Raw genomic sequence first — 21,810 nt, 5'->3', positions numbered from 1 at the left:
GCGTTCGGCTCAGACGTGGAAGAGGGCTTCTCGGGGGCCCATGATGATGCGGTCGTGGGGGCGGAGGGTCTTCATGATGGCTTCGACCGTCGGCTGGTCGGTGGCGACGCAGCCCGCGGTGGGGCGGGCACGGCTGACGTGGAGGAAGATGGCCGAGCCCGCGCCCTGGACGATGGGCGAGTCGGGCGGGCGGTTGTAGTTGATGACGACGGCCTGGCGGTAGGGGCCCTGGTGCATGTAGTCGGAGAGGTTCTCGTCGTCGGGCAGGCAGGTGCCGGGGTAGTACCGGTTGTAGCGGGCGTCACCGATCGTTGAGCCCCAGCATTCGCCGCCGTCGCGCAGTTTGCGGTAGGGCAGCGACGTCCCGGGGTCGCCCTCGCCGAACGCCTCGGTCAGCGTGAACATCCCGGTCGGGCTTTTGCCGTCGCCCTCTTTCTTGGTTCCCGGGGCGGCGAAGCCGTTCTTGCCTACGTAGCCGGACGCGGTCAGGACGCGCTTCCAGCGGCGTCCCTTTTTCGCGCATTCAGTGATGCTGACCTCGGTGGAGCCGTATTCCGGCGCTATGGCGAAGAGGACGTGGTTCGCTCGTCCGGCCTGGTACTTGGTCACGCCCGCGGAGAGGGCGCGGCAGGGGTTGGACGCCGGGTCCTTCGCCTCGGCGGCCGCCGGTGGCGCGGCGGTCAGCATGCCGCCGCAGATGGCCAGCAGGGCGATCCCGATTCCCTTTTTCGGCACTGGACGCTCCGTTCCGAGACGACTCCGTCCAGGCACATGATCGACCATTCCCCGGCGGAAGTCGATCATCGCTTTCGTAGAGTCGCCTCGGAACTGGGGTGTGCGGGGGGTGAGGGGCGGCGCCGGGCATCGGAAGGAGGCGGTCTGGTGCCCGGCGCCGCCGTCGCGGTCAGGGGAGTCTGAGGACGAAGTCGAAGGTCCCGGTGCGGCCGGGCGGGGTGTTCGACATCTCCATCAGCAGGGTCGGGTCGAAGATGGAGTCGGTCTGGTTCTGGGGTTCGCCGGGGAAGTAGAGCTGGGTGGTCAGGACGCGCTGGTAGGGCGCCTGCACCTTGACGTGGATGTGGCGGGTCCGGCCGGGGTAGAGGCCGGGGACGATGGTCGTCAGGGTGAACTTGCCGGTGGCGTCGGTGTACTGGTGGCCGCGCAGGCGGTAGCCGACGTTGTCGTAGCGGCCGTAGTGGTCGGCCTGCCAGAAGTCCAGGAGGGCCCGGTTCACCGGGCGGCAGGACATCGTGTAGACGAAGCCCGTGACCGTCAGGGGCGTGCCCTGCATTCCCGGCGTGACCAGCGAGGTGCGCTGCGGGGAGTTGGGCTTGAAGTAGGGTCCCTCGGTCTGGGAGTGGGTCGGCTCGTCTCCGTCGTCACACGTGGCGGTCGGCTCCAGCGGAGTCTGGCGGGCGCTGGCCGAGTCGGAGCCGAGCTGCGGGAGGGCGAGCGCGCCGGCTCCCAGTCCCACGGCCATGATGAAGCTCTTCCGGCTGATCTCGTCGTCGGACATGCGACGTCCTTTCCTCGGTGGGGGTGGGCCCGAGTCCGGTATAGCCCGGTCGTCATAGGCCCGGCTTGGCCGTGGGTGCCGCCCTTTTGTCGTTGCCTGCCGTTGACTTGACCGGGAGTCCGGACGACTCTGACGTGGGGTCGCGAAGGAGCGCCGATGGCGACGCAGATCAGCACGACCGTCCAGCCCGCCGGGGACCAGGCCGAGTACTGGCGTGACGTCGTCTCGTCGGCGTTCGGGCCCCTGGACGTCGTGGCTCCGCCGCGCGCCGGGTTCGCCGCGCGCCTGACAGGGCGGGCCCTCGGTTCGGTCCGGGCAGGGGAGGTGCACGCCCCGGCGCACGCGGTGCGGCGGACGGCCGCGCAGGTGTCGGCCGAGTCGGGTGAGTGGTACAAGGTCGGGCTGATGCTGCGCGGCTCGTGCCTGCTCCGGCAGGACGGGCGCACGATGCTCGTCCAGCCGGGCGATTTCGTGCTCTACGACCTGACCCGTCCCGTGCAGATCTCGTTCGTGGAGCACCACATCTTCACGGTGATGGTCCCGCACCGGGCGATCCCGCTGGAGTCGTCGCGGGTGGCGGAGCTGACCGCGATGCCGCTGACCGAGCAGACCAGGACGGGCCCGCTGGTGGCGTCCTTCCTGCGGTCGCTGGCCGAGGACGGCGACGCGGTCGAGGGCCCGCACGCCCACCACATCGGCGAGGCCCTGGTGGAGTTGCTGACCGGGACGATGACCGAGCGTCTCGGGACCGCTCCCCCGCCCGGCCCGGACGCGGCGCTGGCCCGGTGCATCGAGGACTGGATCGACGAGCACCTGCACCTGACCGACCTGTCGCCGGAGGTCATCGCCCGCGCGCACCATCTGTCGGTCCGGCAGCTCTACCGGATCTTCCAGGCCAGCGGGACGACGGTGGCGCGGCACGTCCGCACCCGGCGGCTGGAGCACTGCCGCCGCGACCTGCGCGACCCGTTCAGGTCGACGCAGCGGATCAGTGCGATCGCGGCGCGGTGGGGCTTCCCGGACGCCGCCGCGTTCAGCCGCGCCTTCCGCGCAGCCTATGGCGTCAGCCCGACGGCTTACCGTGCCGCCACCGTCCCGGGTGGCGGCGGCGGCCTCTAGGGCGTGCCCGTGTGCGTGATGGCGCAGGGGCACGGGACGGCCGTCCGCTCGGCTTCGGCCGGTGCCGCCGCGAGCAGGACGACGGCACCGGCGGCGGCGACCCCGAGTGCCCAGAATCGAGAATCCATGACTCCCACCTCCAATAATGATAACCATTTTCACACTCGGAGGCGGCGGAGTCCAGCCCGCTCAGCGCACGACCAGGCGGGCTCCGTGCGGCGCGAGGTCGCGGAAGACGCGGTCGGCGTCCATCGCGGTTTCCGGCGGGTGGACGCCGGGACGGTTCACGGTGCCGTCGATGAACTGGGCGAGGCCGAGCGCCAGCGGGATGCCGGTGGCCTCGGCCATGTCGGTGGGCAGGTCCGGGTCGCCGACGAGTTCGGCGAGCACGGTGCGGGGTTCGCCCCGGTGCGTTCCGGTGGCGGCGGCGAAGAACGGGGGCAGCGAGCCGGGGCCCTTGAGGCGGGTGGAGCGGAAGAAGGCGCCCAGGCCGCGGCGCAGGGACGGGTTGGCGAGACCGGCCGCGGCGGCCTCGTTGGTGAGGCGTCCCGCGTCGATGTCCCGGCGCAGCGCGTCGACATAGGCGACGGTGACGGTGGTGATGATCATGAGGTTGGCGGCGTCGCCGGTGGGCGCGTAGCTGCGCCGCAGCGTGACCGGTTCGGGATGGCCGACGGTGTAGGCGGTGCCGGTGCGGTCGCCGGGCAGGCACAGCGTGACGGGACGCAGCGGCGGCCGGTGGACGACCTCGCCCTTCTCCACGACGGCGATCCGCCCGCTGATCTGCTGCATCCAGTGCACGACCGCCGCGGTGGGCTTCCCGTCCGGGCCGAGCACCTGCTCCTCGCGCCCGGCCCCGGGGGCCTCGACCTGCCAGGCCGTGTAGATGTCCTGGAGCGAGTCCAGTTCGTTCACGGCTCGCGCGGCCAGCAGGTTGCTGAGCCCGGGGCTGGCGCCCATGCCGACGACGGCGCGCACCCCGGCCGCCCGGGCCTCGGCGTCGAGGCCGAGCATGTCGAGGGTCGGTTCCCAGTCGTCGCAGATGTCCAGGTAGTCGGTGCGGGTCTCGATCGATGCGCGCAGGACGTCCACGCCGAAGCGGTAGAACGGCCCGACGGTGTTGAGCACGATGTCCGCGTCGGCGAGGGCGGCGCGGAGGGCGGCGGCGTCGGTCACGTCCACCCGCAGCACGGCGCCCTTTCCTGGAATGCGGCTCGCGACCCGTTCGGCCGCGGCCAGGTTCCGGTCGGCCACGACGATCTCGGTGACCCCGGCGAGCCCGGCGGCCTCCCGGACGGCGACCGCCCCCATCGCCCCGGCTCCGCCGAGTGCGAGTACCTTCATCTCCGCTCCTTCAGGTAATGGCGCTGGTCGTCCAGGAAGCCCCGGGCGAACAGCGAGCGCGGGGCCGCGACGGCGACGGCGATGGTTCTGAGCTCGGAATCCTCGACGCTCTTGCGGACCAGGCTGTGCGTGGCGTCGGCGTAGTGGCGGATCTGGAGCTGACCGGGGCCGCGCAGGTGGCGCCGGTAGCCGGACTCGGTGTCGGCGACGTCCACGTTGCGGTCGTGGCCGCCCAGGATCAGCAGCACCGGGACGCGCGTCCTGGCCAGGTCGGCGGACGCGTCGCTGGTGTGGTTCCTGGTGACGAACGTCCAGCGCTCGGCGGTCATGCCCTTGGTGTCGCCGACGGCGGCCTTGTACTGCTCGAACGTGGCGCCCTCGCGGAGCAGGTCGAGACCCTTCTCGCGCCGGGCCAGCGCGTCGCGCACCTTGGCGGGCGACGCCTTCTCGTCCTTCAGTTCGGCCAGCAGGTTGTAGCGGCCCTGCCGGTTCCAGTTGACGGCCGGGGAGACGGCGATGACGAAGCGCAGATCCGGGACGCGGACGGCCACCTTGGGCATCACCCAGCCCGCCTGGCTGGCGCCCCAGAGGCCGATGCGCCGGGCGTCGACGCCCGGTCGCCCGCGCGCCCAGGCGATCGCGGCGGCCGTCTCGGCGGCGCGGTCGTCCATGCTCTGGCCGAGCCAGTCGCCGGGCGCGCCGCCGACGCCCGGCTTGTTCCAGGACAGCGAGGCGTACCCGGCCTTGCCGAACGCCTCCCAGAGCGGCCGGTAGAACGTGTCGTGCGTGGCGTCGACCGGGCCGTCGCCGTGCACGAACACCACCAGCCCGTGCGGCCCGTCCCGGCCCTTCGGCCAGGCCAGGACGCCCTTCAGCGGCTGCGCGCCGCCGGTGATCGTCACCTTCTCCTCGCGCAGGTCGTACTCGTTCTGGTAGATGACCCAGCCGCCCCCGGCCGCGACCAGGACGGCCACGGCCAGCAGCGGGCCCCAGATCCAGCGGCGACGCATAGCGTTCACTCTCTAAACGATCGTATTGAATTCGAACGTACTATACTCATACCGCAGGAGGTGAGGGCAATGCCGTCCACAGAGGACGAGAAGGTGGAGCTCTCCACCCGGACGCTGGTCGAGAGCATGGTCCGCGAGGACGGCACCATCGACGCGGGCGAGCTCTACGCGGTCGCCGGGGCGCTCGGGATGACCGACCAGCAGGTCAGGCTGTGCGTGCGGCGGCTGGCCGACGACGGGCAGTTCGTCCAGGAGGGCCGGGGGCGCCGGGCCGTGCTGCGCGCCACCGACCGGGCCCGCCACGCGCTCGACCCCAACGTCGACTTCGTCCGGCTGATGTACGCCCAGGACCGGGGCGAGGTCCCCTGGGACGGCGTCTGGCACCTGGTGGCCTTCGCCGTCCCCGAGTCGGCCAGGGCCGCCCGTGACGCGCTCCGCGAGCACATCGTCCACCTGGGCGGCGCCCCTCTCCAGGGCGGCCTCTACGTGGCGGCCAACCCCTGGGAGGACCTGGTCGAGGCGGAGGTCGCCCGGCTCGGCGCCGACGACTGCGTCACCTACCTGACCAGCACCGACCTGCGGGTCGCGGGCGTCACCGACCCCGTGGCGCTGGCCGCCCGGCTCTGGCCCCTGGACGAGCTCGCCCAGGCCCACCGTCGGCTCGGCCGCATCGCCCGCGACCGCCTGGAACGCCTGCGCGCCCCGGGCGCCCTCGACCAGACCCGGTTCCTGACCATCGCGATCGAGCTGGCCGGGGAGTTCACCCGCGCGATGGACCCCGACCCGCTGCTCCCGCCCGAGCTCCTCCCCCAACCGTGGCCCGGCGCCGAGGCCCGCGAGCTCGTCGCCCAATGCTGGCGGGAGATGTTCCAGTCACCGCCCCCCGAACCCACGCCACGCCTGTTCCGCCTCTACTCCACCGTCATCGAGGAAGTGACGGCCCACCTGCCGGGTTAGGTGCCGGGTTTCCTGTTGCGGACTTCGGTGGCGAGGGCGGCCATGCAGTCGGCGAGCTCCTGCTGGTTCATCTGCTGGGGTGTCTTGGCGCACGCGGTGGTCTTGGGCCGCTCCGCCGGTGGGGTCCCGGAGACCGAGACCGTTTTGGGGGCGGTGCGGCCGACGGCCGAGAGGTCGACGTAGAACTCGGTGATGCCGCGGCGGACGCCGAAGACCCGCCACATGTCGCCGCCCAGGGGCGTGAACTCCTCCAGCTTGCCGTTGGTGTTCAGGAACGTCGGGTCGGTGGAGCGGACGGCGTTGGTGGCCTGGGAGACCAGGGTGTTGAGGTTGGCGACGCGGCGGTCGCCGTCGGGCAGGACGTAGACGTCCATGCGGTTCAGACGTCCCGAGGCGACCGAGTCGGCGGCCGTGACGGCGTAGGCGATGAACGCCTGCGACTTGGAGTCGTTCGGGGACAGCGGCGTCACGAAGTACAGGCGCCGGTCCGGGCCGCGCAGCAGGTACTCGGAGGTGTTCCCGGCCTGGACGTCGTCGGTGCTGGCCTTGAACCCGAACGACGCGCGGTCCTTGCGCTCGCGGCCCGCCGCCCACGACGTCGCCCGTCCCTGCTTCTCGACCAGGCTGTCGGGGTAGACGGGGCCGGGCAGCTCTCCGGCCTTGACGTCGCGCACGTGCCGGTGCGCGATGCCGCGCGCCCCGCCCTCCAGGATCAGGACGCCCGCCGCGGTGTCGACGGTGCGGCTGCCGATGGCCTTCTGCCGGGTGACGGCCACGACGATGACCGGACGCTCGCCCTTGCAGTAGCCCCAGACGTCGGTGTCCTCGTAGCTGAGGTCCGGGTACTTCTCGGCCAGCAGGTTGCGCAGGCTGTTGCCGGTCTGGCCGGAGAAGGCGCGGTCGAACCGGTTGTCCTTGCCGACGTTGAACCGGCACCCGACGCGCACGCTGTTGGTCCGGCCGTCCCAGGTGGCGATGCCGTAGGCGGGGGTGGCGGTCTTCGAGCCGTCCAGGACGGCGGTCCACACGCCCGCCCTGCCGGGGACCGAGTCGTAGAAGTAGGTGATGGACGGCTCCCACGCGTCGACCTGGGGCGCCGGGGACGCGGCGTGCTCCATCATCGCGATCGCCGAGGCGAAGCTGGAGGTGCGCCCCTCGAAGGAGCGGATCCCCTCGAGCTGGTCGTGCCGGACGCAGGAGGCGACGTCGTGACGGCCGCGGGCGTCGCAGCCGGGGCCGCCGGGGCGGGCGCCGTCCAGCAGATGTCCCAGCGACGACGGCGGCGGGACGCCCTTGGTGTCGTGGAAGACCGTCCCGGAGTTGTAGTACCGCCCGGCGTCCTTGTCGTTGTCCCACAGCGCGACGGGCAGCGGGTAGACGAGCACGATCACTCCGGCGAGCCCCGCGATCACCGCGATCACCGTGGCGGGGCCCTGGCCCGGCGGCGAGTCGACGTAGGAGTCGTCCAGCACCCCGCCCAGGATGAACGCGGTGCCGACCAGCCCGACCGCCAGCCACAGCCAGAACAACGCCGTCGGGTGGCCGAGGTCGCCGCCGGGAAGCCACCAGGAGCGGACGACGGTCAGCCGCCACCACTGCTCCCACGTCCCCGTCCCGCCGAACACGAAGTGCAGGACCGCCCAGACCAGCCACGCGCCGACGGGCATCCAGGCCCACCACGCGAGCGTCGCGACGATCCGGTTTCTGGTCTGGGTCATCGCAGGGCTCCTCATGTTCCGAGTCCGACGCGCTTTCCCGACATTCTCACGATTTCGCCGGGAGCCCTCCCGGTCAGGCGACGCACTTCGCGGCCGGTTTCGAAAAAACATCGGCGTCTGCTAGAACTCCCCGGGTGGAACCTCTGAATCCCGGCGATCCCCGGCAGATCGGCCCCTACCTGCTCGAAGCGCGCCTGGGCGCGGGCGGGATGGGCCAGGTGTTCCTCGGGGTCTCGCCCGGTGCCCGCCGCGTCGCGGTCAAGGTCATCCGTGCCGAGCACGCCGAGGACGACCGGTTCCGGCAGCGGTTCGCCCGCGAGGTCGAGGCCGCGCGCCGGGTCGGCGGGTTCCACACCGCGCAGGTCGTGGACGCCGACCCCGACGCCACGCCGCCGTGGCTCGTCACCGCGTTCATCCCCGGGCCCTCCCTCCAGCAGGTGGTCGCCGACCAGGGGCCGCTCGACCCCGAGGCGGTCCGCGCGCTCGCGGCGGGGCTGGCCGAGGGCCTGGCCGCGATCCACGCGTGCGGCCTGGTGCACCGCGACCTCAAGCCCGGCAACGTCATCATGGCCTCGGACGGGCCCCGGATCATCGACTTCGGCATCGCCCGGGCGACCGACGCGACCGTGATGACCTCGCACAACGTGGTCGTCGGCACCTACGCCTACATGGCGCCCGAGCAGGTGCTCGGCCAGGCGTCCGGCACGCCGGGCGACGTGTTCTCGCTCGGCTGCGTGCTCGCCTACGCCGCCACCGGGCACGGGCCCTTCGACGCCACGTCCATCCCGGCGATCGTGCACCGCGTCCTGAACGAGGAGCCCGACCTGTCCGGGCTCTCCGGCGACCTGCGCGGCCTCATCGCGGCGTGCCTGGCCAAGGAGCCCGGCGCGCGGCCCACCGTCGACACGCTGATCACCGCGCCGGAGAGCGTCGTCGCCCCGGCGCCGCGCATCCTGCCGCCGGACGAGGCCACCCAGGCCAACGCCACGCTCATCGCGACACGGCGGCAGGACGCCCCGGCCGTCGCCGCGGCCCCGGTCGGACGCAGGGCCCTGCTGATCGGCGCGGGCGCCGCCGTGACGGCCGCCGCCGTGGGCGTCCCGGCCGCGATCTTCCTGACCGGAGGGGACGGGAAGGCCGCCGCGAAGCCCACGCCCCCGCCCCGCCCGAACGGCCTGATCCCCTCGACCGGGTCCCTCACCGCCAAGGACGTCAAGAACCTCGGCGAAGTCGCCCTCAGCGGCGACGGTCTGACCCTGGCCGCCGGCGGCCTGGACGGCACGATCACCGTCTGGAACCTCGCCACCGGGAAGGTCGTCCGCACGATCGACCGGACGGGCTGGGTGAGCGCACTGGCGTTCAGCCCGGACGGCAGGTTCCTGGCCAGCTCCGCCAGCAGCCAGGGCGTCCTGCTCATCTGGGACGCCGCCACCGGCCGCATCCTGGTCAACCAGCGGACCGGCCAGTTCGGGCTGAACGCGGTCGCCTACAGCCCCGACGGACGCACCATCGCGGGCGTCAACCCCGGCGCCCGCCTCTTCGACGCCGCCACCGGCCGCGCCCGCGCCACCTTCGACCTCGGCCACAGCGGCGTCAACGCCGTCGCCTACAGCCGCGACGGCAGGCTCATCGCGGTCGGCGTGGACAGCTTCCACAAGAAACCCCCGGGCAAGACCGTCCAGCTCCTGGACGGCCGCAGCCTGCGCAGGGTCGGCCAGCTCATCGGGCACACCGAGAGCGTGACCGGCGTGGCGTTCAGCCCGGACGGCCGGCGGCTGGCCAGCTGCGGCGCGGACGAGACCGTCCGGATCTGGGACGTCGCCGCCCGCCGTCCCGTCCGCGTCCTGAAGACCGGCCAGGCGTCGGCGCGCGACCTGAAGTTCACGCCGGACGGCGCGTCCCTGATCGGAGCCTGCGCCGACCGGACCGTCCGGATCTGGAACGCGGCGACCGGCGCGCTCACCGCCACGCTGGTCGGCCATGCCCAGGCCGTCGAGCGGATCGCGCTCACCCCGGACGGCCGGACCGTCGCGGGCGTGGGCGGCGGCAAGTCCGACGGCTCCGTCACGCTCTGGAAGGTCTGACCCGTGGATCCGCTGCGCGACGACGACCCCCGCCAGATCGGCCCCTACCGGCTGTCCGGACGCCTGGGGGCGGGCGGCATGGGCGAGGTGTTCCTGGGCGCCTCACCCGGCGGCCGCCAGGTCGCGGTGAAGGTCGTCCGCGCCGAGTACGCCGCCGACCCCGAGTTCCGCCGCAGGTTCGCCCGCGAGATCGAGGCCGCCCGCAGGGTCGGCGGATTCCACACCGCGCAGGTCGTGGACGCCGACCCCGAGGCCGCCTCGCCCTGGATGGTGACCGCGTTCGTCCCCGGCCCGTCCCTACGCAAGGTCGTGCTGACCCAGGGCCCCCTCACTCCCCAGGCCGTCCGCGAACTGGGCGCGGGCCTGGCCGAGGGCCTGGCCGCCATCCACGCCTGCGGCCTGGTGCACCGCGACCTCAAGCCCGGCAACATCATCATGTCCCCCGACGGCCCCCGCATCATCGACTTCGGCATCGCCCGCGCCACCGACGCGACCGCGCTGACCTCGACCGGCGCGGTCGTCGGCACGTTCTCGTTCATGTCGCCCGAACAGGTGCGCGCCGACGTCACCGGACCGCCCAGCGACGTGTTCTCCCTCGGCTGCGTCCTGGCCTATGCCGCCCTGGGCCGCGGCCCCTTCGACGCCCCGACCATCCCGGCCATCGTCCACCGCATCGTCGACGGCCCACCCGACCTCACGGGCCTCACCGACCCGGGGCTGCACACCCTGATCGCCGCCTGCCTGGAGAAGAACCCCGCGCAGCGCCCCAGCGTCCAGGACGTCCTGGCCGGGCCCTCCCCACGCCGCCTCCCCCGGCGTGCCGTGCTCCTCGGCGGCGCGGCCATCGCGGCCGTCAGCGTCCCGACCGTCCTGCTCTGGCCCGAGGACGCCCCCGCCGCGAAAAACGCCCCCAGGACCCCGCTCACCAAACCCACCCCGATCACCCTCCCGAGCACCGAGGTCGCCCTGTTCGCCCTCGCCTTCTCCCCCGACGGCAAAACCCTCTGGGGAGCGGGCTTCAGCTCGATCCTGCGCTGGGACCTGGCCACCGCCCAGGTCGTGGCCCGCGAGATCAAGGACGACAAGACCTACCAGCGCCCGATGGCGTTCACCCCGGACGGCAGAACCCTCGCCACCGACGGCGAGGACGGCTCCGTCCACCTCTGGGACGTGGCGTCCGGCAAGGTCCGCAAGTCCCTCAAGGCACCGGACGTCCAGGCCCTGGCCTTCAGCCCCGACGGCAGGAGCCTCGCCATCAGCATGGGAGGCGCCGGCCCGGTGCACGTCCAGATCTGGAACACCGTGACAGGCAAGACCGTCCCGATGAAGCTCGACAGCTACGCCAAAACGCTGGTCTTCACCCCGGACGGCGAACGGCTCGCCGGAGCCCGCAGCAGCGGCGGCGGCGTCACCCTCTGGAACGCCGCGAACGGCAAGGACACCGACGCCTCATCCGACGCCGGTGAGGTCCGGGCCCTCGCCTTCAGCCCCGACGGCGAGACCATCGCGATCGCCAACGGCCGCAACTGGGAGATCGAGCTCCGCGACGCCTCCGACGGCGACCACCGCGCCACCCTGAAGGACCTCCAGGCCCAGGTCCAGGCCCTGGCCTTCAGCCCGGACGGCCAGATCCTGGTCAGCGCCGACGAGAAGAACGTCCGCCTCTGGCACGTCCCGTCCAAACGCAACCTCGCCACCCTCCCCGGCGACGCCGACGACGACCAGGTCATCACCTTCGCCCCCGATGGCCAGAGCTTCGCCACCACCAGCGGCTCCGGCGCCACCCGCTACTGGACCTTCCCCTGACCACGGCCAGGCTCCCGGCCATACTCGGGTCGAGGAGGCAAGGATGCGCACCGCGATACCCGGCCTGGGCGAGATCCGCGGCGACCACGCCGTCATCAGCCCGGCACTCGGCTCCACGGCACAGGTGCTGCGGGCCTTCATGCTGCTGTTGTGGGTCGTCCTGATCGGCGCCGCCGTCGTCGACCCCGGCGAGTTCACCGGCAAGGCGCTCATCATGACCGCCGCGGTGGCCGCCGTGTACACCGCGAAGCTCCTTGAACTCGCCGAGCAGGCCGGATACCACCGCGACGTCCCGCACCGTCTGGACAGCTCTGGGAGCGCGGGGCCGTGGCGCGTTACCTTTGGGCGGTGGGCAACACCTTCAGTGCGGACGGGTCCTCCGCGCCACACTGCAACCTCCGCATGAGCAACGGAGGCACCGACGTCTTCTTCGACGTGATCACGCTCGCGGGCTGCGCGCTCGCCGCGACGCCTTGGCAGCAGAACCTGGTGCTGCATTTCGCGGACGGCCACCGCCTGGGCAGGGGAGTCTCCGGCTTCGACCTGAGCGAGCTGCCCTGGACCGACTGGCCCGCGCAGAAGCTCTTCCTGCTCAAGACGCTCGACAAAGCGGCGGCCCGGCACGGCTGGGAACGCCTCGACTACGAGCCGCCCTTCGCCCTGGCCTACCTGCGCTCCTATCTGTTCATGGTTGAGGGACTCGCCCATCCCCTTCCCGGGGAGCGGGACGAGCGGCTGGGGAACTGGGACGACGCCCCGGCGCCTGAACACGTGGCCCTCTGTCCGACCCACCACGTCTACGAGGGCCACTACGGCTGCCGGTTCTGCTCCGACTGGTGAACCGGCTCCGCACATCGCGGTTATCCCGGGCGGAGGTCTGGACGGTGTTCCTAGGATCGGGGTCGGCCGATCCGACGGGAGCTGTGGGTGACCCGAACGCGTGTGCTGCTTGGCCTGGCGGCCGTGGCGGTGGGGGCCGCCCTGGCGGCCGGAGGCGTGGACGCGCTGCGACGGGGCGGCGAGGCCCTCGTGTCCGCCATGCCCTATCTCCTGATCGGGGCGGGGGCGATAATCCTGCTGAGGACACTGCTGCCGCGCGGGCAGGCGATGGCGGGCCCGGCGCTGCTGATCGCCGTCGGCGCGACCTGGCTGGTCGTGAGCCGTGACTGGTTCGCCTCGGAGGCGGCGCGGCCGTTCGCCTCGGCGGTGCTCGTCGCGGGAGGAGTCGCACTGGCCATGAGCCGACGGTCGCGTGACTTTGACATCGACACTGGGGTATGGCGCTGCACGACGGTGCTCGTCCCCCGTAAGTCATTGTTCGACCGGGCACCGCGCAAGCTGGTCGTCCGGGCGCTCGCCGGCGATGTCGCCGTCGATCTCACCGGGGCCCGGCTGCCGCTGGAGAAGGAGGTCGACATCGACCTGTTCCTGCTGTTCGGCCATGTCAGGCTCGCCATCCCCCGCGAGTGGGTCGTGGTCCACGGGAGGCTGGAGACCGCTCGCGGAATCCGCCTGGACGGTGATCTGGACCCGCCATACACGCACTCCGATGAGGGCCCCGTATGGCACGGAGGGCGCGGCGGGGTGGTGCTGAACGTCTCCGGGGTCGGCGGGACGATCGTCCTGGAGCGAACGGGGTGACGATCAGCCTCCCGGTGGGTCTCCGGGGTGGACGAAGAACTCGCGGCCCAATGAGGAGTCGAGGAGCGAACCGCGATTCTTGAGGAAGCGCGTGAGGCGCCGGTTCAGCTTGAGTTCCGCTTGGGGTGTTTCGGGGAGGGCGAGGTGAAGTGCCTTGTGCAGGTCGAAGCGGTGCAGGTCGAACGCGGTGGCCAGGAGTTCGGCGTGGTCGGCCGAGGCTTGGACGGCTCCCCGGTAGCTGAGCAGCGCGAGGGCCAGAACGGCCAGCGGCAGGAGCCGCCACAGGTCGGGGCGCCACAGCAGTGGTAGCGAGACGGCCGTGGCCGCCGCGAAGGTGACGCACAGGGCGGCGGTCGTGGCGATCAGGTCGAGCTGTCGGCTCATGTCGCCGCGCAGAAGGGCCGAGACGGACGGGTACATTCGCGGAAAGACCGCCATGGCCTCCAGGCCGTAGGGGCGGCCCGCCGCTTCTTCTCCCTGGCGGAGCACGTTGCCGAGAAGGGTCGGCATCAGCAGCTCGTCGGCGTCAGGGTAACGGCCCAGGGTCCGTGTGACGCGCTCCTCCAGGCGGCGGCGCTGTTGATCTCGCCGCGCATCGGTGGCGGCGGCCCGCAGTGTGCGCGGTGGCTCGCGTTGCTCCGGGGCCAGATAATCCTGCTGGAGCACGGCCGTGTGTCTGACCCGCCGATGCCGTTCCACCGCGAGCGCATAGAGATAGTGCAAGGGCCGCGGGTTGGCGTAGCCCTCCAGCATCTGCACCAGTGCGACCTGGAACGGGCGCAGGAGGACACCGACGAGGAACATCCCGAATACGAAGACGACGGTCGCGGCGGCGGCGCCGTCCTTGCCCGGGAGCACGTCCGGAAGGCTGACCTTGCGACCGGTGTCGAACGCGTGCGACCGATAGAGGACGACCACGAACCCGACGAGCAACGTGCCGGGCAGGACGTTCACCAGGGTGAACCGCGCTCCGCCCAGCGCCTCGGACCCTGACTTGGCGATGTCGGTCAGGGCGCTCACGAACCAGGCTCCAGGCTCACGAAGCGTCGTCCTCCTCAAGCTTCATCTTGCCGCCGCACTTCTTGCACCGGGGTCTCTTCACCGGCCTATCGCGCTTTTGCCGTCCCGTACATCCCTCCACCGTGCAGATGTACACGTAGGAAGAGGGAGCCGGTTTCCCGTACGATCCGCGATGGTCCGCGGGACGCGCCACGATCCCGATCACGAGCGCGACAAGACGCCCGACCGTCGGTCCGTTCCTGCCACGCATAGGGCGGCCTCCAGGGGGAGACACCAGAATTATCGCCCCCGCACCCCCGTCCCACGACAGCCGCAAGTGGCCATGATCGCGGCTTCAGTCCGCGCATCGGGTCTTGGGTTCGGTGTCGATGCGGCAGAAGAACCCGAAGTCACGGCCGTTTGCGTAGACCTTCACGGTGTATCTGCCGTCCCGCTTGACGACGACCGGAGAGCCCACGGCAATGCCAAGCTTTGGGGCCTCCGAGTCGCGCCTGTATCGGGTGACCGTCCCCACCAGCTCTCCTGCGCGGGGCCGCAGGCTCACGTTCATGGTGTGCGCGCTACCGGAGCCCCCAAAGCGGGTGGTGAACAGGCCGGCCCCATCCGCGTCGATCTTCGCGTAGCAACAGTTGCCTCCGCCCGTGTCCCAGGCACTGACGAAGAAGGCGTCGATTCGTCCCGGTGAAGGAGTGGGTGGCGACCTCGTGGGAGTCGGAGTCGGGGAGGACGTCGTCGGAGTGGGACTCGGCAAGGCAGAAGGGCGGCTCATCTCCCAAAGCGTCGTGGTGTGGCCGGGAAGCCGAGCTTCGAACTCTTCACCGACCTTGATCGGCCCCTTGCCCAGGTTGGCCTCCGCGACGAGCTTTGGCTTGATCTCCAGTTCGCCGCGAAAATCGGTGAGCGTACTGGTCACCTTGGGACCGGCGGTCACCCGGAAGCCCAGCGAGAGTTCGGCGATTCCGGCGGCGTCCTCCCCCTTCAGACCAAGGTGAAGGCCCACATTCGCGCCGAAGGACGATTCGTGCTCGGGCGCCTCGGGTCTGGCGCCGATCAGGTCGGCCTCCAGGGTGGGATCGGCGTGGAAGCCGTTCTTGGTGTGATAGCCGAACTCAAGGCCGGCGACCGTCCGCGCCTTGATCCGTCCGGTGTGCCAGGTGGCCGACGTCTCGACCGAGGCGCTGCCGACGACCTTGAAGTCGCACCGGAAGGTGATCGGCCCGACCCGCGCGATATGCCCGACCAGGCTCGCGCATCCCATCCTGATGTCGCGATCGGCGTCCACCTCGCACTTGAGGACGGCCTCGATGTCGGTCGTGAAGCTGTGGTCCATGCTGAGCGTCGCCGCGGCCGTGACCGAGGCCCAGGCATTCCACGGCGGTACGACATCCCACTCGATGTCGCTGCCGTCAAAGCTCAGATCGACGTCATCGAGCCGATAGCTGATCTTGCTGGAGATCGACGAGGGATGCGACTCCTCGTCCTCGGCGCACGCCCGGCTCCTGGCGTTGAACGAGAAGTCCATCTCCAAGAGCGGATCGCGTTTCCCGCTGTGCGCGACCGGCTGGAAGACCCCGATGGGCGCCTTCTTGATCTGCACCAGCCCCGCCGGAAGCGCCTCGTCCAGCCGGGCGGGCGCCGTCTCGACCACAACCTGATCGCCCTCACGAGCAACAGACTCCACCCGCCGCACCAGCATGTGCGGAACCCCGGGCCCCTCCCCCGCGACCAGGTGATGCCCGGGCGCCAGCCGCTCGGCTTGGACGGAATCCGCCCGCACATAAACCCGCTCACCCGCGACCCGGACGATGTCCGTGCCCGGACGCATGACCTTGGTCGAGTCGGGGATCTCGACCCGATAGGCAGCCGACGCCACCGTCGTACGTCCGGCCACGACCGCGACCTGATAACGATCTTCCACCGGGTAGTGAGTGGCCCGTCCCGAATGAACCCCGTCGATCGCCACGGTGTAGACGCCGGGACCGACGTCCCGCTCGTCCGTCCCGGTGACGTCGTACGAACGCCGGTCGGGGCCGGCCACGGTCACCTTCGCCCTGACCGCCGCTGGAAGCCCGGAAACGTTCACCCGCAACCGAGTCTTCTCGTCCGCCCCGTAGACAGCGACCACGATCCCGACGGCGACAAGGATCAGCACAGCACCGAACACAACAACCCGTCGCATCGCCACACCTCAAGACGCCGCAGGGCCCGCACCGTCGGGTATACCTCAAGGGACGTGCCCCAGAGCAGTCAGTGGCGTGATGCGGCCCAGGCGCGGATTGTCTGCGCGGTCTCGTCGGTGACATCGGAATCGTCCACGTCCGCCGGATGGAGCCACCGGTAATCGGTGTGCTCGATGCTCAGGACGATCGGCTGGTCATTGTGGGCAAGGCCGAAGGTGTACTGCCGGGCCTTGCGTCCGGATCCGGACACGTAGTCGAAGTGCGCGACAAAGCCGGGCTCGAGGGCAAGCGGCCCTGCCCATCCGATCTCTTCGGCGAGCTCGCGTCCCAGGGCGGCGAGCAGGTGCTCATCCGGTTCAACGCCGCCGGAGGGCAGCTCCTCGATGCCGGGAAGAAACGCATCGTCGGCCGAACGACGCAGGATGAGCGCCTGCCCCGCGGAATGAACGACGGCACCAACCACAAGCTTGGTGATGCCGTCACGGTCAGCGTCGTCAAGGAGGCGTTGGATGTCGACGTCCGGCCTAGTGGTCAACGAACCTTCCGGATGAGCGCGGCCCAGTCGGACGGAGTCAACTCGATGATGGGGCTGGCGTCGCCTTGCTTACTGTCACGCACGCCGATCAGGCCGTGGGAGGAGCGGCCGACTTCGACGCAGTTGCCGTTGGCTTCACTGCGGCGAGACTTGCGCCAGGCGGCGTACTGCGTGCTCATGCCTCAACTCCATCCCGGTCAGGGGGCGGTTGAGCGGACGGAACGAATCAACGCTACCCACCCGGCCTGGGTCAACTCGATGATCGGGCCGGTCTCACCCTGCTTACTGTCACGCACACCGATCGAGCCGTGGAGGGAGCGGCTGACTTCGACGCACTCACTGCCTGCTTCGCTGCGGCGGGACTTGCGCCAGGTGAGGTATCGCGTGCTCACGCTCGACTCCATTCCGGTCAAGGGACGGAACGGACCTTCCGGAGGAACGCGGCCCACTCGGTCGGATCGAACTCAAGGACGGGGCTAGCGTCACCCTGCTTGCTGTCACGCACGCCGATCAGGCCGTGGGTGGAGCGGCCGACTTCGACGCACGCTCCGTTGGCTTCGCTTCGGCGGGACTTACGCCAGGGGGAGTACTGCGTGCTCATGGCTTGGATTCGATCCCGTTCTGGAGGTCATCGGCTGTGTCGGTCAGCAGGCCGAGACTGGCGGCGGCGGATAGGGCGACCTGCCGTAGATGCTCGTACCGTTGGTTATACCTCATCACCTCATCGGGTTCGATGTGCACGATATCGGTGCTCACCGTGTCAACTACTGTCATTGGTGGGTCGGCTGGGTCTGGGAAGTCAAAAAGAAAGAACGCGGACTTGGGTAGCAGGCGGCCGGTGAAGTCTGCCGCAAGCGGAAGAACGTACAGCGTGATGCGGGGGTGGCGCTCCGCTACTTCAATGAGGCTACGAAGCTGGCCGAGCATGATGTGAGGCGGTGCAGTGGGGCGGCGTATTACGACTTCGTCGAGAATGACTTCGTAGCGTGGGCCTTTAGGGCCCAGCAGATGCTCCTGTCTGCGCAATCTGGCTTCTATCAACCGTTCGGCCACAAAATCGATCGGCCCCTCCGCCTTGGCCATCTCGATAATGAACTCGATGAACTCGGGGGTCTGAAGAACGCCCGGGATGGTGAACTGGTTGTACTCCCGGACGGTTGTAGCGCCTGATTCGATGTCGGCATATAGCCGCTGGCGGGAGCCCATGGCGTCGCCGTAACCGTCCCACCAGCCTTTTTCGGCGGCATCGCGGGCGATGGTGATGATCTCGTGCCATTTGTCGCCGGTGACGTTGAGGACTTCGAGGATCTTCATGATCTCGGCGAGGTTGGGGCGGATGTGGGCGTTCTCCAGCTTGGAGATTTTCATTCGGGAGATATGCAGGAGGCCCGAGAGGTTTTCGGCGGTCAGGTCGCGCTCCTCGCGTAGGGCGCGCAACTCGGCGGCCAGGCGTCGGCGTCGGATGAACGGGCTGGTCACCGGGGCCTCCCGAGGGGTGAGTGGGTGGGGCGGCAGATCGTCCACCCTGTGTTACCACGCGGCTACGGCAAAACTCCGGGCAATCCAGCCTGTTCGATAGCGGGACAACGTTAGTTCGGTGCGATTCACGTAGCATGTCGATCTTTAGATGTGTGGCTTTGGGCAACGTGCTGGCCTTGAACGTTCCCTCGGGACGCGTGCCAACTGGACGTCGGGCAATGTCGGGGTTCGTTTCTGCGTGCTTGGAGTGGCACTCATGGTGACGATGGAGACCGTTCGCACCGTTCGACAGAAAACCGCGAGGTGGTCATGCTGCTCGCCGTCCCCGAATACGCCGATCTTGAGCCTCAGATGTACTGGCGGCGTGACTTTCCCGGTACCGCCGATCAGGCGCGGGCCGTTCGGGTGTTCGCCGCGACTCTGTTCGCGGCCTGCCCGGTGCTCGACGATGTTCTGCTCGTCCTGGACGAGCTTGTGGTGAACGCGCTGCGCCATACGCGGTCCGGCCTTGAGGGCGGACGCTTCACGGTGGAGGTCCGGCAGGACGCGGACGGGATCGCCGTGAGCGTGGCCGATGAGGGTGGGGCGCGGGTGCCTCGGGTTCCGGACGACCTCTTCGAGCTGGCCGAGTCAGGGCGGGGGCTGCTGACCGTGGCCGCACTGGCCACGCGCTGGTCGTGGCATGGGGACGTGCGGGGGCGGACGGTGCGGGCCTCGTTCGTGGTCTAGTCGCCACTCGGGTAGTGCGACGGCGGGAGTTGCTCCCATGCCCGGCGGAAGCCTTCGGGGAAGTCGTCCAGAGGGAGCGGGTGGCCCCAGCCTTGCCGCCAGTCGCGCCAGGCTCGCCAGCCGTCGTCGGGGAAGGTTCCTTGGCGGCAGGCCGTGGCCATTGCGGCCGCGTGGGTCGCGATGTGGGCGAGGGCCATCTGGGCCGCGCCCTCATTGCGTGTCCAGGTTGGGTCCCAACCTGGTGTGCGTGCTGAGGGTGCGAGGGCCTCCAGCCATTCGGGCCAGGACGACTCGTCCAAGTAGCGGTGCCAGGCGACCGGGAACCACCACGGGGTCGAGGGGTGCGGTTCTGGTCCGTGCCCGTACCGGTCCGAGATGGTGACAGGGGTGTGGAGGAAGGGAACGGCGCCGGTGCCTATGAGGATGTCGGCGTCCGCTTCGGCCATGCCCGTTCTTGCGGCCAGGAGTTCGCGCAGCCTTGCCCAGACCGCTGGGTGGTCGGTGACCGGGCCGCGTTGCTCTGCGGTGGGGAGGCGGAGTCCTTCGGCGGGGATCGCCGGGACGCACGGGATGAAGTCCGGAAGGGTCAGGATGTTGAGACGGTCGTCCCGGTAGTGGGAATGGCAGAGGAGGTCGTCCTCGACCCGGCAGTCGTCCCCCACGACGGTCAGTTCCAGGGCGCCGGAGGGGATCTGGACGCGGGCGGCAATGGTCTCGTGCTTTTCCTCGTACACGACGATCAAAATGTCGCCGTAGAAGCAAATGTGCCTCACGAGACAGCCGAAGAAGGGGTTGTAGGTCGGGAGTTCCAGGCGTAGGTGGGGTGTGGCTCGTCCGGCGACGTTGATCGTCAGTTCGACCGGATAGTAGGCCGCGGCGCCGTGGTGCTCCGGTTCGCCGCAGAGTTCCTCGATCCAGGCCACTCGGTCGGTCTCGATAGCGCCCGCGTGGATTTCGCGGTACGAGCCCCCGGGGTTGGAGTAGTTCGCGTAGGGGGCGTCCTGGTTGAGGGCTTTGGCGATGGCGGCGGGGAGGTCCATGGCGTCAGGTTGTCAGGGCTATGCCTATGTAGGACAGTCCGGCGATCACTATCCAGGAGGCCAGCCCTAGGAAGGCCAGGCGGCTGCCGGTTCGGGTGAGGGACGGGAGGTGGACGGACGCACCCAGGGCGAAGAGGGCCGCGGCTAGAAGGAGGTGCTGGGTGGTCTTGGCGGCGGTGAGGATCTCGTCCGGGACCAGGCCCGTGGTTCGGAGGGTGATCGTCGCCAGGAAACCGGCCACGAAGAGGGGGACGAGGGGTGGGTGTGCGGCTTCTTCCTTCCGGCGGATTGTCAGGGCCACTCCGGCTACCAGGGGGGCTAGGAGTACCACTCGGAGGAGCTTGACCAGGACGGCTTGCTGGAGGGCTTCGGGGCCCGCTGTTTGGGCGGCGGCCACTACCTGGCCCACGTCGTGGACGCTGGCGCCGGCCCAGCGGCCGAAGTCCGCGTCGGTCAGGCCCAGGGGGTGGTGGAGGAGGGGCAGGACGGCGATCGCCAGGGTGCCGCACAGGGTCACTACCGCTACGGAGTCGGCGATGTCCTTGTCCTTGCTGCCCGTTACCTGGCTCACGGCGCCGATGGCGGAGGCGCCGCAGATGGAGTAGCCGGTGGCGACGAGGAGGGGCTGGTCGCCGGGGAGGCCGATGCGTTTTCCCAGCCATAGGGTGCCCGCGAAGGTGACGGCGACGACGGTCAGGACGATGGCGACGGTCGTCCAGCCCAGGCTCGTCACGTCGGAGAGGCTCAGTTGCAGGCCCAGCAGGACGATCGCGACCCGCATCAGGCGCTTGGCCGCGACGTTCAGGCCAGGACGCGTCGCCGGGGAGCGGACGGCCGGTAGGTGGGCGGCGATGACGCCCAGGACGACGGCGGCGGTGAGGGTCGGGATCATCGGCGCCAGGGTGTGGATTCCCTCCGCCAACGCGACCGCCAGGGCGGCCAGGACCAATCCCGGTGCCAGGCGACGCCAGACGGGTGGGGAGGCGGTCTCGGGGGCGCGTACGGCCGTGTTCACGCGGTGTAGAGGCGGCGGACGCTGGTGCCCAGCTTGGCGATGTCGGCGCCGTAGACGTGGATCGAGATCGCCTTGTCCGGGCCCGCGTTGCGGACGCTGTGGATGTCGCCGGGCGGGGCGAACCAGGCGATCTCGCCCGTGGCGTTGACGACGTCCTCGCGGGCCACCAGGCGGGACGTGAGGCCGTCGGACACCAGTTCGTAGCGGCGTTCGCTCTCCTGTCCCCGGTGGACGCCCGTCACGCACCAGGAGACGTGGTCGTGGATGGGGGTTCCCTGACCCGGGAGCCAGACCAGTGCCAGGACGGAGAAGCTCCCGTCGCTCTCAGCGTGCAGGATGTGCTGGCGGTACCGGTCGGGGTCGCCCTCGCGCTGGGCGGCGGTGAGCAGGCCCGGGTCGGTGAGGACGGGGCGCAGCGCCTGGCCCGCCAGCTCGGCGGTGGGGGCGGGCGGCAGGCCGCGCCGCACGACGTCGCGCACCGCGTCGATGACGGTGTCCATGATCGGGGTGGTCTCGATGGCGACGGTGGAAGCAGACATGACCGCAGCCTGCGGCCCGGCTTCCATAACGTCCAATGACGATTTCTTGGCCGACCCCAAGCGGGGCTTATGGGTTGG

Annotated in this window: 24 protein-coding genes; 8 read left to right on the top strand and 16 right to left on the bottom strand. The window is 70.2% G+C overall.

The genetic code is table 11. From position 1 onward, the window contains the following. Positions 1 to 9: 9 nt before the first annotated feature. Complete coding sequence (locus tag ACQPY4_RS09475; RefSeq protein WP_433334567.1) at positions 10 to 735, bottom strand: L,D-transpeptidase family protein; 726 nt, start codon at positions 733 to 735, stop codon at positions 10 to 12. 169 nt (positions 736 to 904) lie between these two features. Further along, positions 905 to 1,516, bottom strand: a complete 612-nt coding sequence (locus ACQPY4_RS09470; protein WP_433334565.1) for a dioxygenase — start codon at positions 1,514 to 1,516, stop codon at positions 905 to 907. A 156-nt stretch (positions 1,517 to 1,672) separates the two neighbouring features. Here ACQPY4_RS09470 and ACQPY4_RS09465 point away from each other — a divergent pair, with 156 nt between their 5' ends. After that, entirely contained in the window at positions 1,673 to 2,635 is a 963-nt protein-coding gene (locus ACQPY4_RS09465; protein WP_433334563.1) for a helix-turn-helix domain-containing protein, read from the top strand. Here the strand turns inward: ACQPY4_RS09465 and ACQPY4_RS09460 are convergent. The 3 genes from ACQPY4_RS09460 to ACQPY4_RS09450 all read right to left on the bottom strand — a co-directional run bounded on the left by ACQPY4_RS09460 (position 2,632) and on the right by ACQPY4_RS09450 (position 4,989). Further along, a complete protein-coding gene (locus ACQPY4_RS09460; RefSeq protein WP_433334561.1) occupies positions 2,632 to 2,763 on the bottom strand; it encodes a hypothetical protein in 132 nt (43 codons plus the stop codon). The genes ACQPY4_RS09465 and ACQPY4_RS09460 overlap by 4 nt on opposite strands. 61 nt (positions 2,764 to 2,824) lie before the next feature. Continuing rightward, positions 2,825 to 3,979, bottom strand: a complete 1,155-nt coding sequence (locus ACQPY4_RS09455) for a saccharopine dehydrogenase family protein (protein WP_433334559.1) — start codon at positions 3,977 to 3,979, stop codon at positions 2,825 to 2,827. Next, positions 3,976 to 4,989 (bottom strand): alpha/beta hydrolase family protein, encoded by a 1,014-nt coding sequence (locus ACQPY4_RS09450; protein ID WP_433338866.1) that lies wholly within the window; start codon positions 4,987 to 4,989, stop codon positions 3,976 to 3,978. The genes ACQPY4_RS09455 and ACQPY4_RS09450 overlap by 4 nt, the downstream gene beginning before the upstream one ends. 69 nt (positions 4,990 to 5,058) lie before the next feature. Here ACQPY4_RS09450 and ACQPY4_RS09445 point away from each other — a divergent pair, with 69 nt between their 5' ends. Further along, positions 5,059 to 5,946 carry a PaaX family transcriptional regulator C-terminal domain-containing protein gene (locus tag ACQPY4_RS09445; protein ID WP_433334557.1) on the top strand — a complete coding sequence of 296 codons (888 nt, stop codon included), beginning with the start codon at positions 5,059 to 5,061 and terminating at the stop codon, positions 5,944 to 5,946. Here ACQPY4_RS09445 and ACQPY4_RS09440 read toward each other — a convergent pair. Further along, positions 5,943 to 7,664, bottom strand: a complete 1,722-nt coding sequence (locus ACQPY4_RS09440) for a hypothetical protein (RefSeq protein ID WP_433334555.1) — start codon at positions 7,662 to 7,664, stop codon at positions 5,943 to 5,945. The two genes, ACQPY4_RS09445 and ACQPY4_RS09440, sit on opposite strands and share 4 nt — an antisense overlap. Before the next feature lie 134 nt (positions 7,665 to 7,798). Here ACQPY4_RS09440 and ACQPY4_RS09435 point away from each other — a divergent pair, with 134 nt between their 5' ends. From ACQPY4_RS09435 to ACQPY4_RS09415, 5 genes are all read left to right on the top strand, one after another. Then, positions 7,799 to 9,748, top strand: coding sequence for a WD40 repeat domain-containing serine/threonine protein kinase (locus ACQPY4_RS09435; protein WP_433334553.1), 1,950 nt, complete (start codon positions 7,799 to 7,801; stop codon positions 9,746 to 9,748). Between the two features lie 3 nt (positions 9,749 to 9,751). After that, positions 9,752 to 11,554, top strand: coding sequence for a WD40 repeat domain-containing serine/threonine protein kinase (locus ACQPY4_RS09430; RefSeq protein WP_433334551.1), 1,803 nt, complete (start codon positions 9,752 to 9,754; stop codon positions 11,552 to 11,554). A gap of 43 nt (positions 11,555 to 11,597) precedes the next feature. Next, positions 11,598 to 11,960, top strand: a complete 363-nt coding sequence (locus tag ACQPY4_RS09425; RefSeq protein WP_433334549.1) for a hypothetical protein — start codon at positions 11,598 to 11,600, stop codon at positions 11,958 to 11,960. Continuing rightward, positions 11,957 to 12,394, top strand: coding sequence for a hypothetical protein (locus ACQPY4_RS09420; protein WP_433334547.1), 438 nt, complete (start codon positions 11,957 to 11,959; stop codon positions 12,392 to 12,394). Before ACQPY4_RS09425 ends, ACQPY4_RS09420 begins: the two co-directional genes overlap by 4 nt. Positions 12,395 to 12,481: 87 nt before the next feature. Further along, entirely contained in the window at positions 12,482 to 13,195 is a 714-nt protein-coding gene (locus ACQPY4_RS09415; RefSeq protein ID WP_433334545.1) for a LiaF transmembrane domain-containing protein, read from the top strand. Positions 13,196 to 13,198: 3 nt separating this feature from the next. On the opposite strand, the gene ACQPY4_RS09410 is transcribed toward ACQPY4_RS09415, so the two are convergent. From ACQPY4_RS09410 to ACQPY4_RS09380, 7 genes are all read right to left on the bottom strand, one after another. Further along, the gene (locus ACQPY4_RS09410) at positions 13,199 to 14,215 is read right to left on the bottom strand and encodes a hypothetical protein (protein WP_433334543.1); all 1,017 of its coding nucleotides are present in this window, start codon (positions 14,213 to 14,215) and stop codon (positions 13,199 to 13,201) included. 334 nt (positions 14,216 to 14,549) lie between these two features. Next, positions 14,550 to 16,400 (bottom strand): hypothetical protein, encoded by a 1,851-nt coding sequence (locus ACQPY4_RS09405; protein WP_433334541.1) that lies wholly within the window; start codon positions 16,398 to 16,400, stop codon positions 14,550 to 14,552. 62 nt (positions 16,401 to 16,462) lie between these two features. After that, positions 16,463 to 16,930: an NUDIX domain-containing protein gene (locus ACQPY4_RS09400; RefSeq protein ID WP_433334539.1), complete on the bottom strand. Its 468-nt coding sequence runs from the start codon at positions 16,928 to 16,930 to the stop codon at positions 16,463 to 16,465. After that, positions 16,927 to 17,109 carry a DUF397 domain-containing protein gene (locus tag ACQPY4_RS09395; protein ID WP_433334537.1) on the bottom strand — a complete coding sequence of 61 codons (183 nt, stop codon included), beginning with the start codon at positions 17,107 to 17,109 and terminating at the stop codon, positions 16,927 to 16,929. The genes ACQPY4_RS09400 and ACQPY4_RS09395 overlap by 4 nt, the downstream gene beginning before the upstream one ends. Positions 17,110 to 17,127: 18 nt before the next feature. Next, a complete protein-coding gene (locus tag ACQPY4_RS09390) occupies positions 17,128 to 17,322 on the bottom strand; it encodes a DUF397 domain-containing protein (protein ID WP_433334535.1) in 195 nt (64 codons plus the stop codon). 17 nt (positions 17,323 to 17,339) lie between these two features. Beyond that, positions 17,340 to 17,531, bottom strand: a complete 192-nt coding sequence (locus ACQPY4_RS09385; RefSeq protein ID WP_433334533.1) for a DUF397 domain-containing protein — start codon at positions 17,529 to 17,531, stop codon at positions 17,340 to 17,342. Further along, positions 17,528 to 18,409, bottom strand: coding sequence for a helix-turn-helix domain-containing protein (locus tag ACQPY4_RS09380; protein WP_433334531.1), 882 nt, complete (start codon positions 18,407 to 18,409; stop codon positions 17,528 to 17,530). The genes ACQPY4_RS09385 and ACQPY4_RS09380 overlap by 4 nt, the downstream gene beginning before the upstream one ends. Positions 18,410 to 18,718: 309 nt before the next feature. Here ACQPY4_RS09380 and ACQPY4_RS09375 point away from each other — a divergent pair, with 309 nt between their 5' ends. Next, a complete protein-coding gene (locus ACQPY4_RS09375) occupies positions 18,719 to 19,138 on the top strand; it encodes an ATP-binding protein (RefSeq protein WP_433334529.1) in 420 nt (139 codons plus the stop codon). Here the strand turns inward: ACQPY4_RS09375 and ACQPY4_RS09370 are convergent. The 3 genes from ACQPY4_RS09370 to ACQPY4_RS09360 are packed head-to-tail and all read right to left on the bottom strand — an operon-like array spanning position 19,135 to position 21,732. Continuing rightward, positions 19,135 to 20,178: a hypothetical protein gene (locus ACQPY4_RS09370; protein ID WP_433334527.1), complete on the bottom strand. Its 1,044-nt coding sequence runs from the start codon at positions 20,176 to 20,178 to the stop codon at positions 19,135 to 19,137. The two genes, ACQPY4_RS09375 and ACQPY4_RS09370, sit on opposite strands and share 4 nt — an antisense overlap. A 4-nt stretch (positions 20,179 to 20,182) precedes the next feature. After that, a complete protein-coding gene (locus tag ACQPY4_RS09365) occupies positions 20,183 to 21,193 on the bottom strand; it encodes a YeiH family protein (protein ID WP_433334525.1) in 1,011 nt (336 codons plus the stop codon). Beyond that, on the bottom strand, positions 21,190 to 21,732 hold the full coding sequence (locus ACQPY4_RS09360) for a cysteine dioxygenase (RefSeq protein ID WP_433334523.1): 543 nt from the start codon (positions 21,730 to 21,732) through the stop codon (positions 21,190 to 21,192). The genes ACQPY4_RS09365 and ACQPY4_RS09360 overlap by 4 nt, the downstream gene beginning before the upstream one ends. Positions 21,733 to 21,810: the final 78 nt, after the last annotated feature.

The organism is Spirillospora sp. CA-294931, assembly GCF_050946795.1.
Lineage (GTDB): Bacteria > Actinomycetota > Actinomycetes > Streptosporangiales > Streptosporangiaceae > Spirillospora.
The sequence above is the reverse complement of the archived record's forward strand: the minus strand, read 5'-3'. Positions and strand labels throughout refer to the sequence as shown.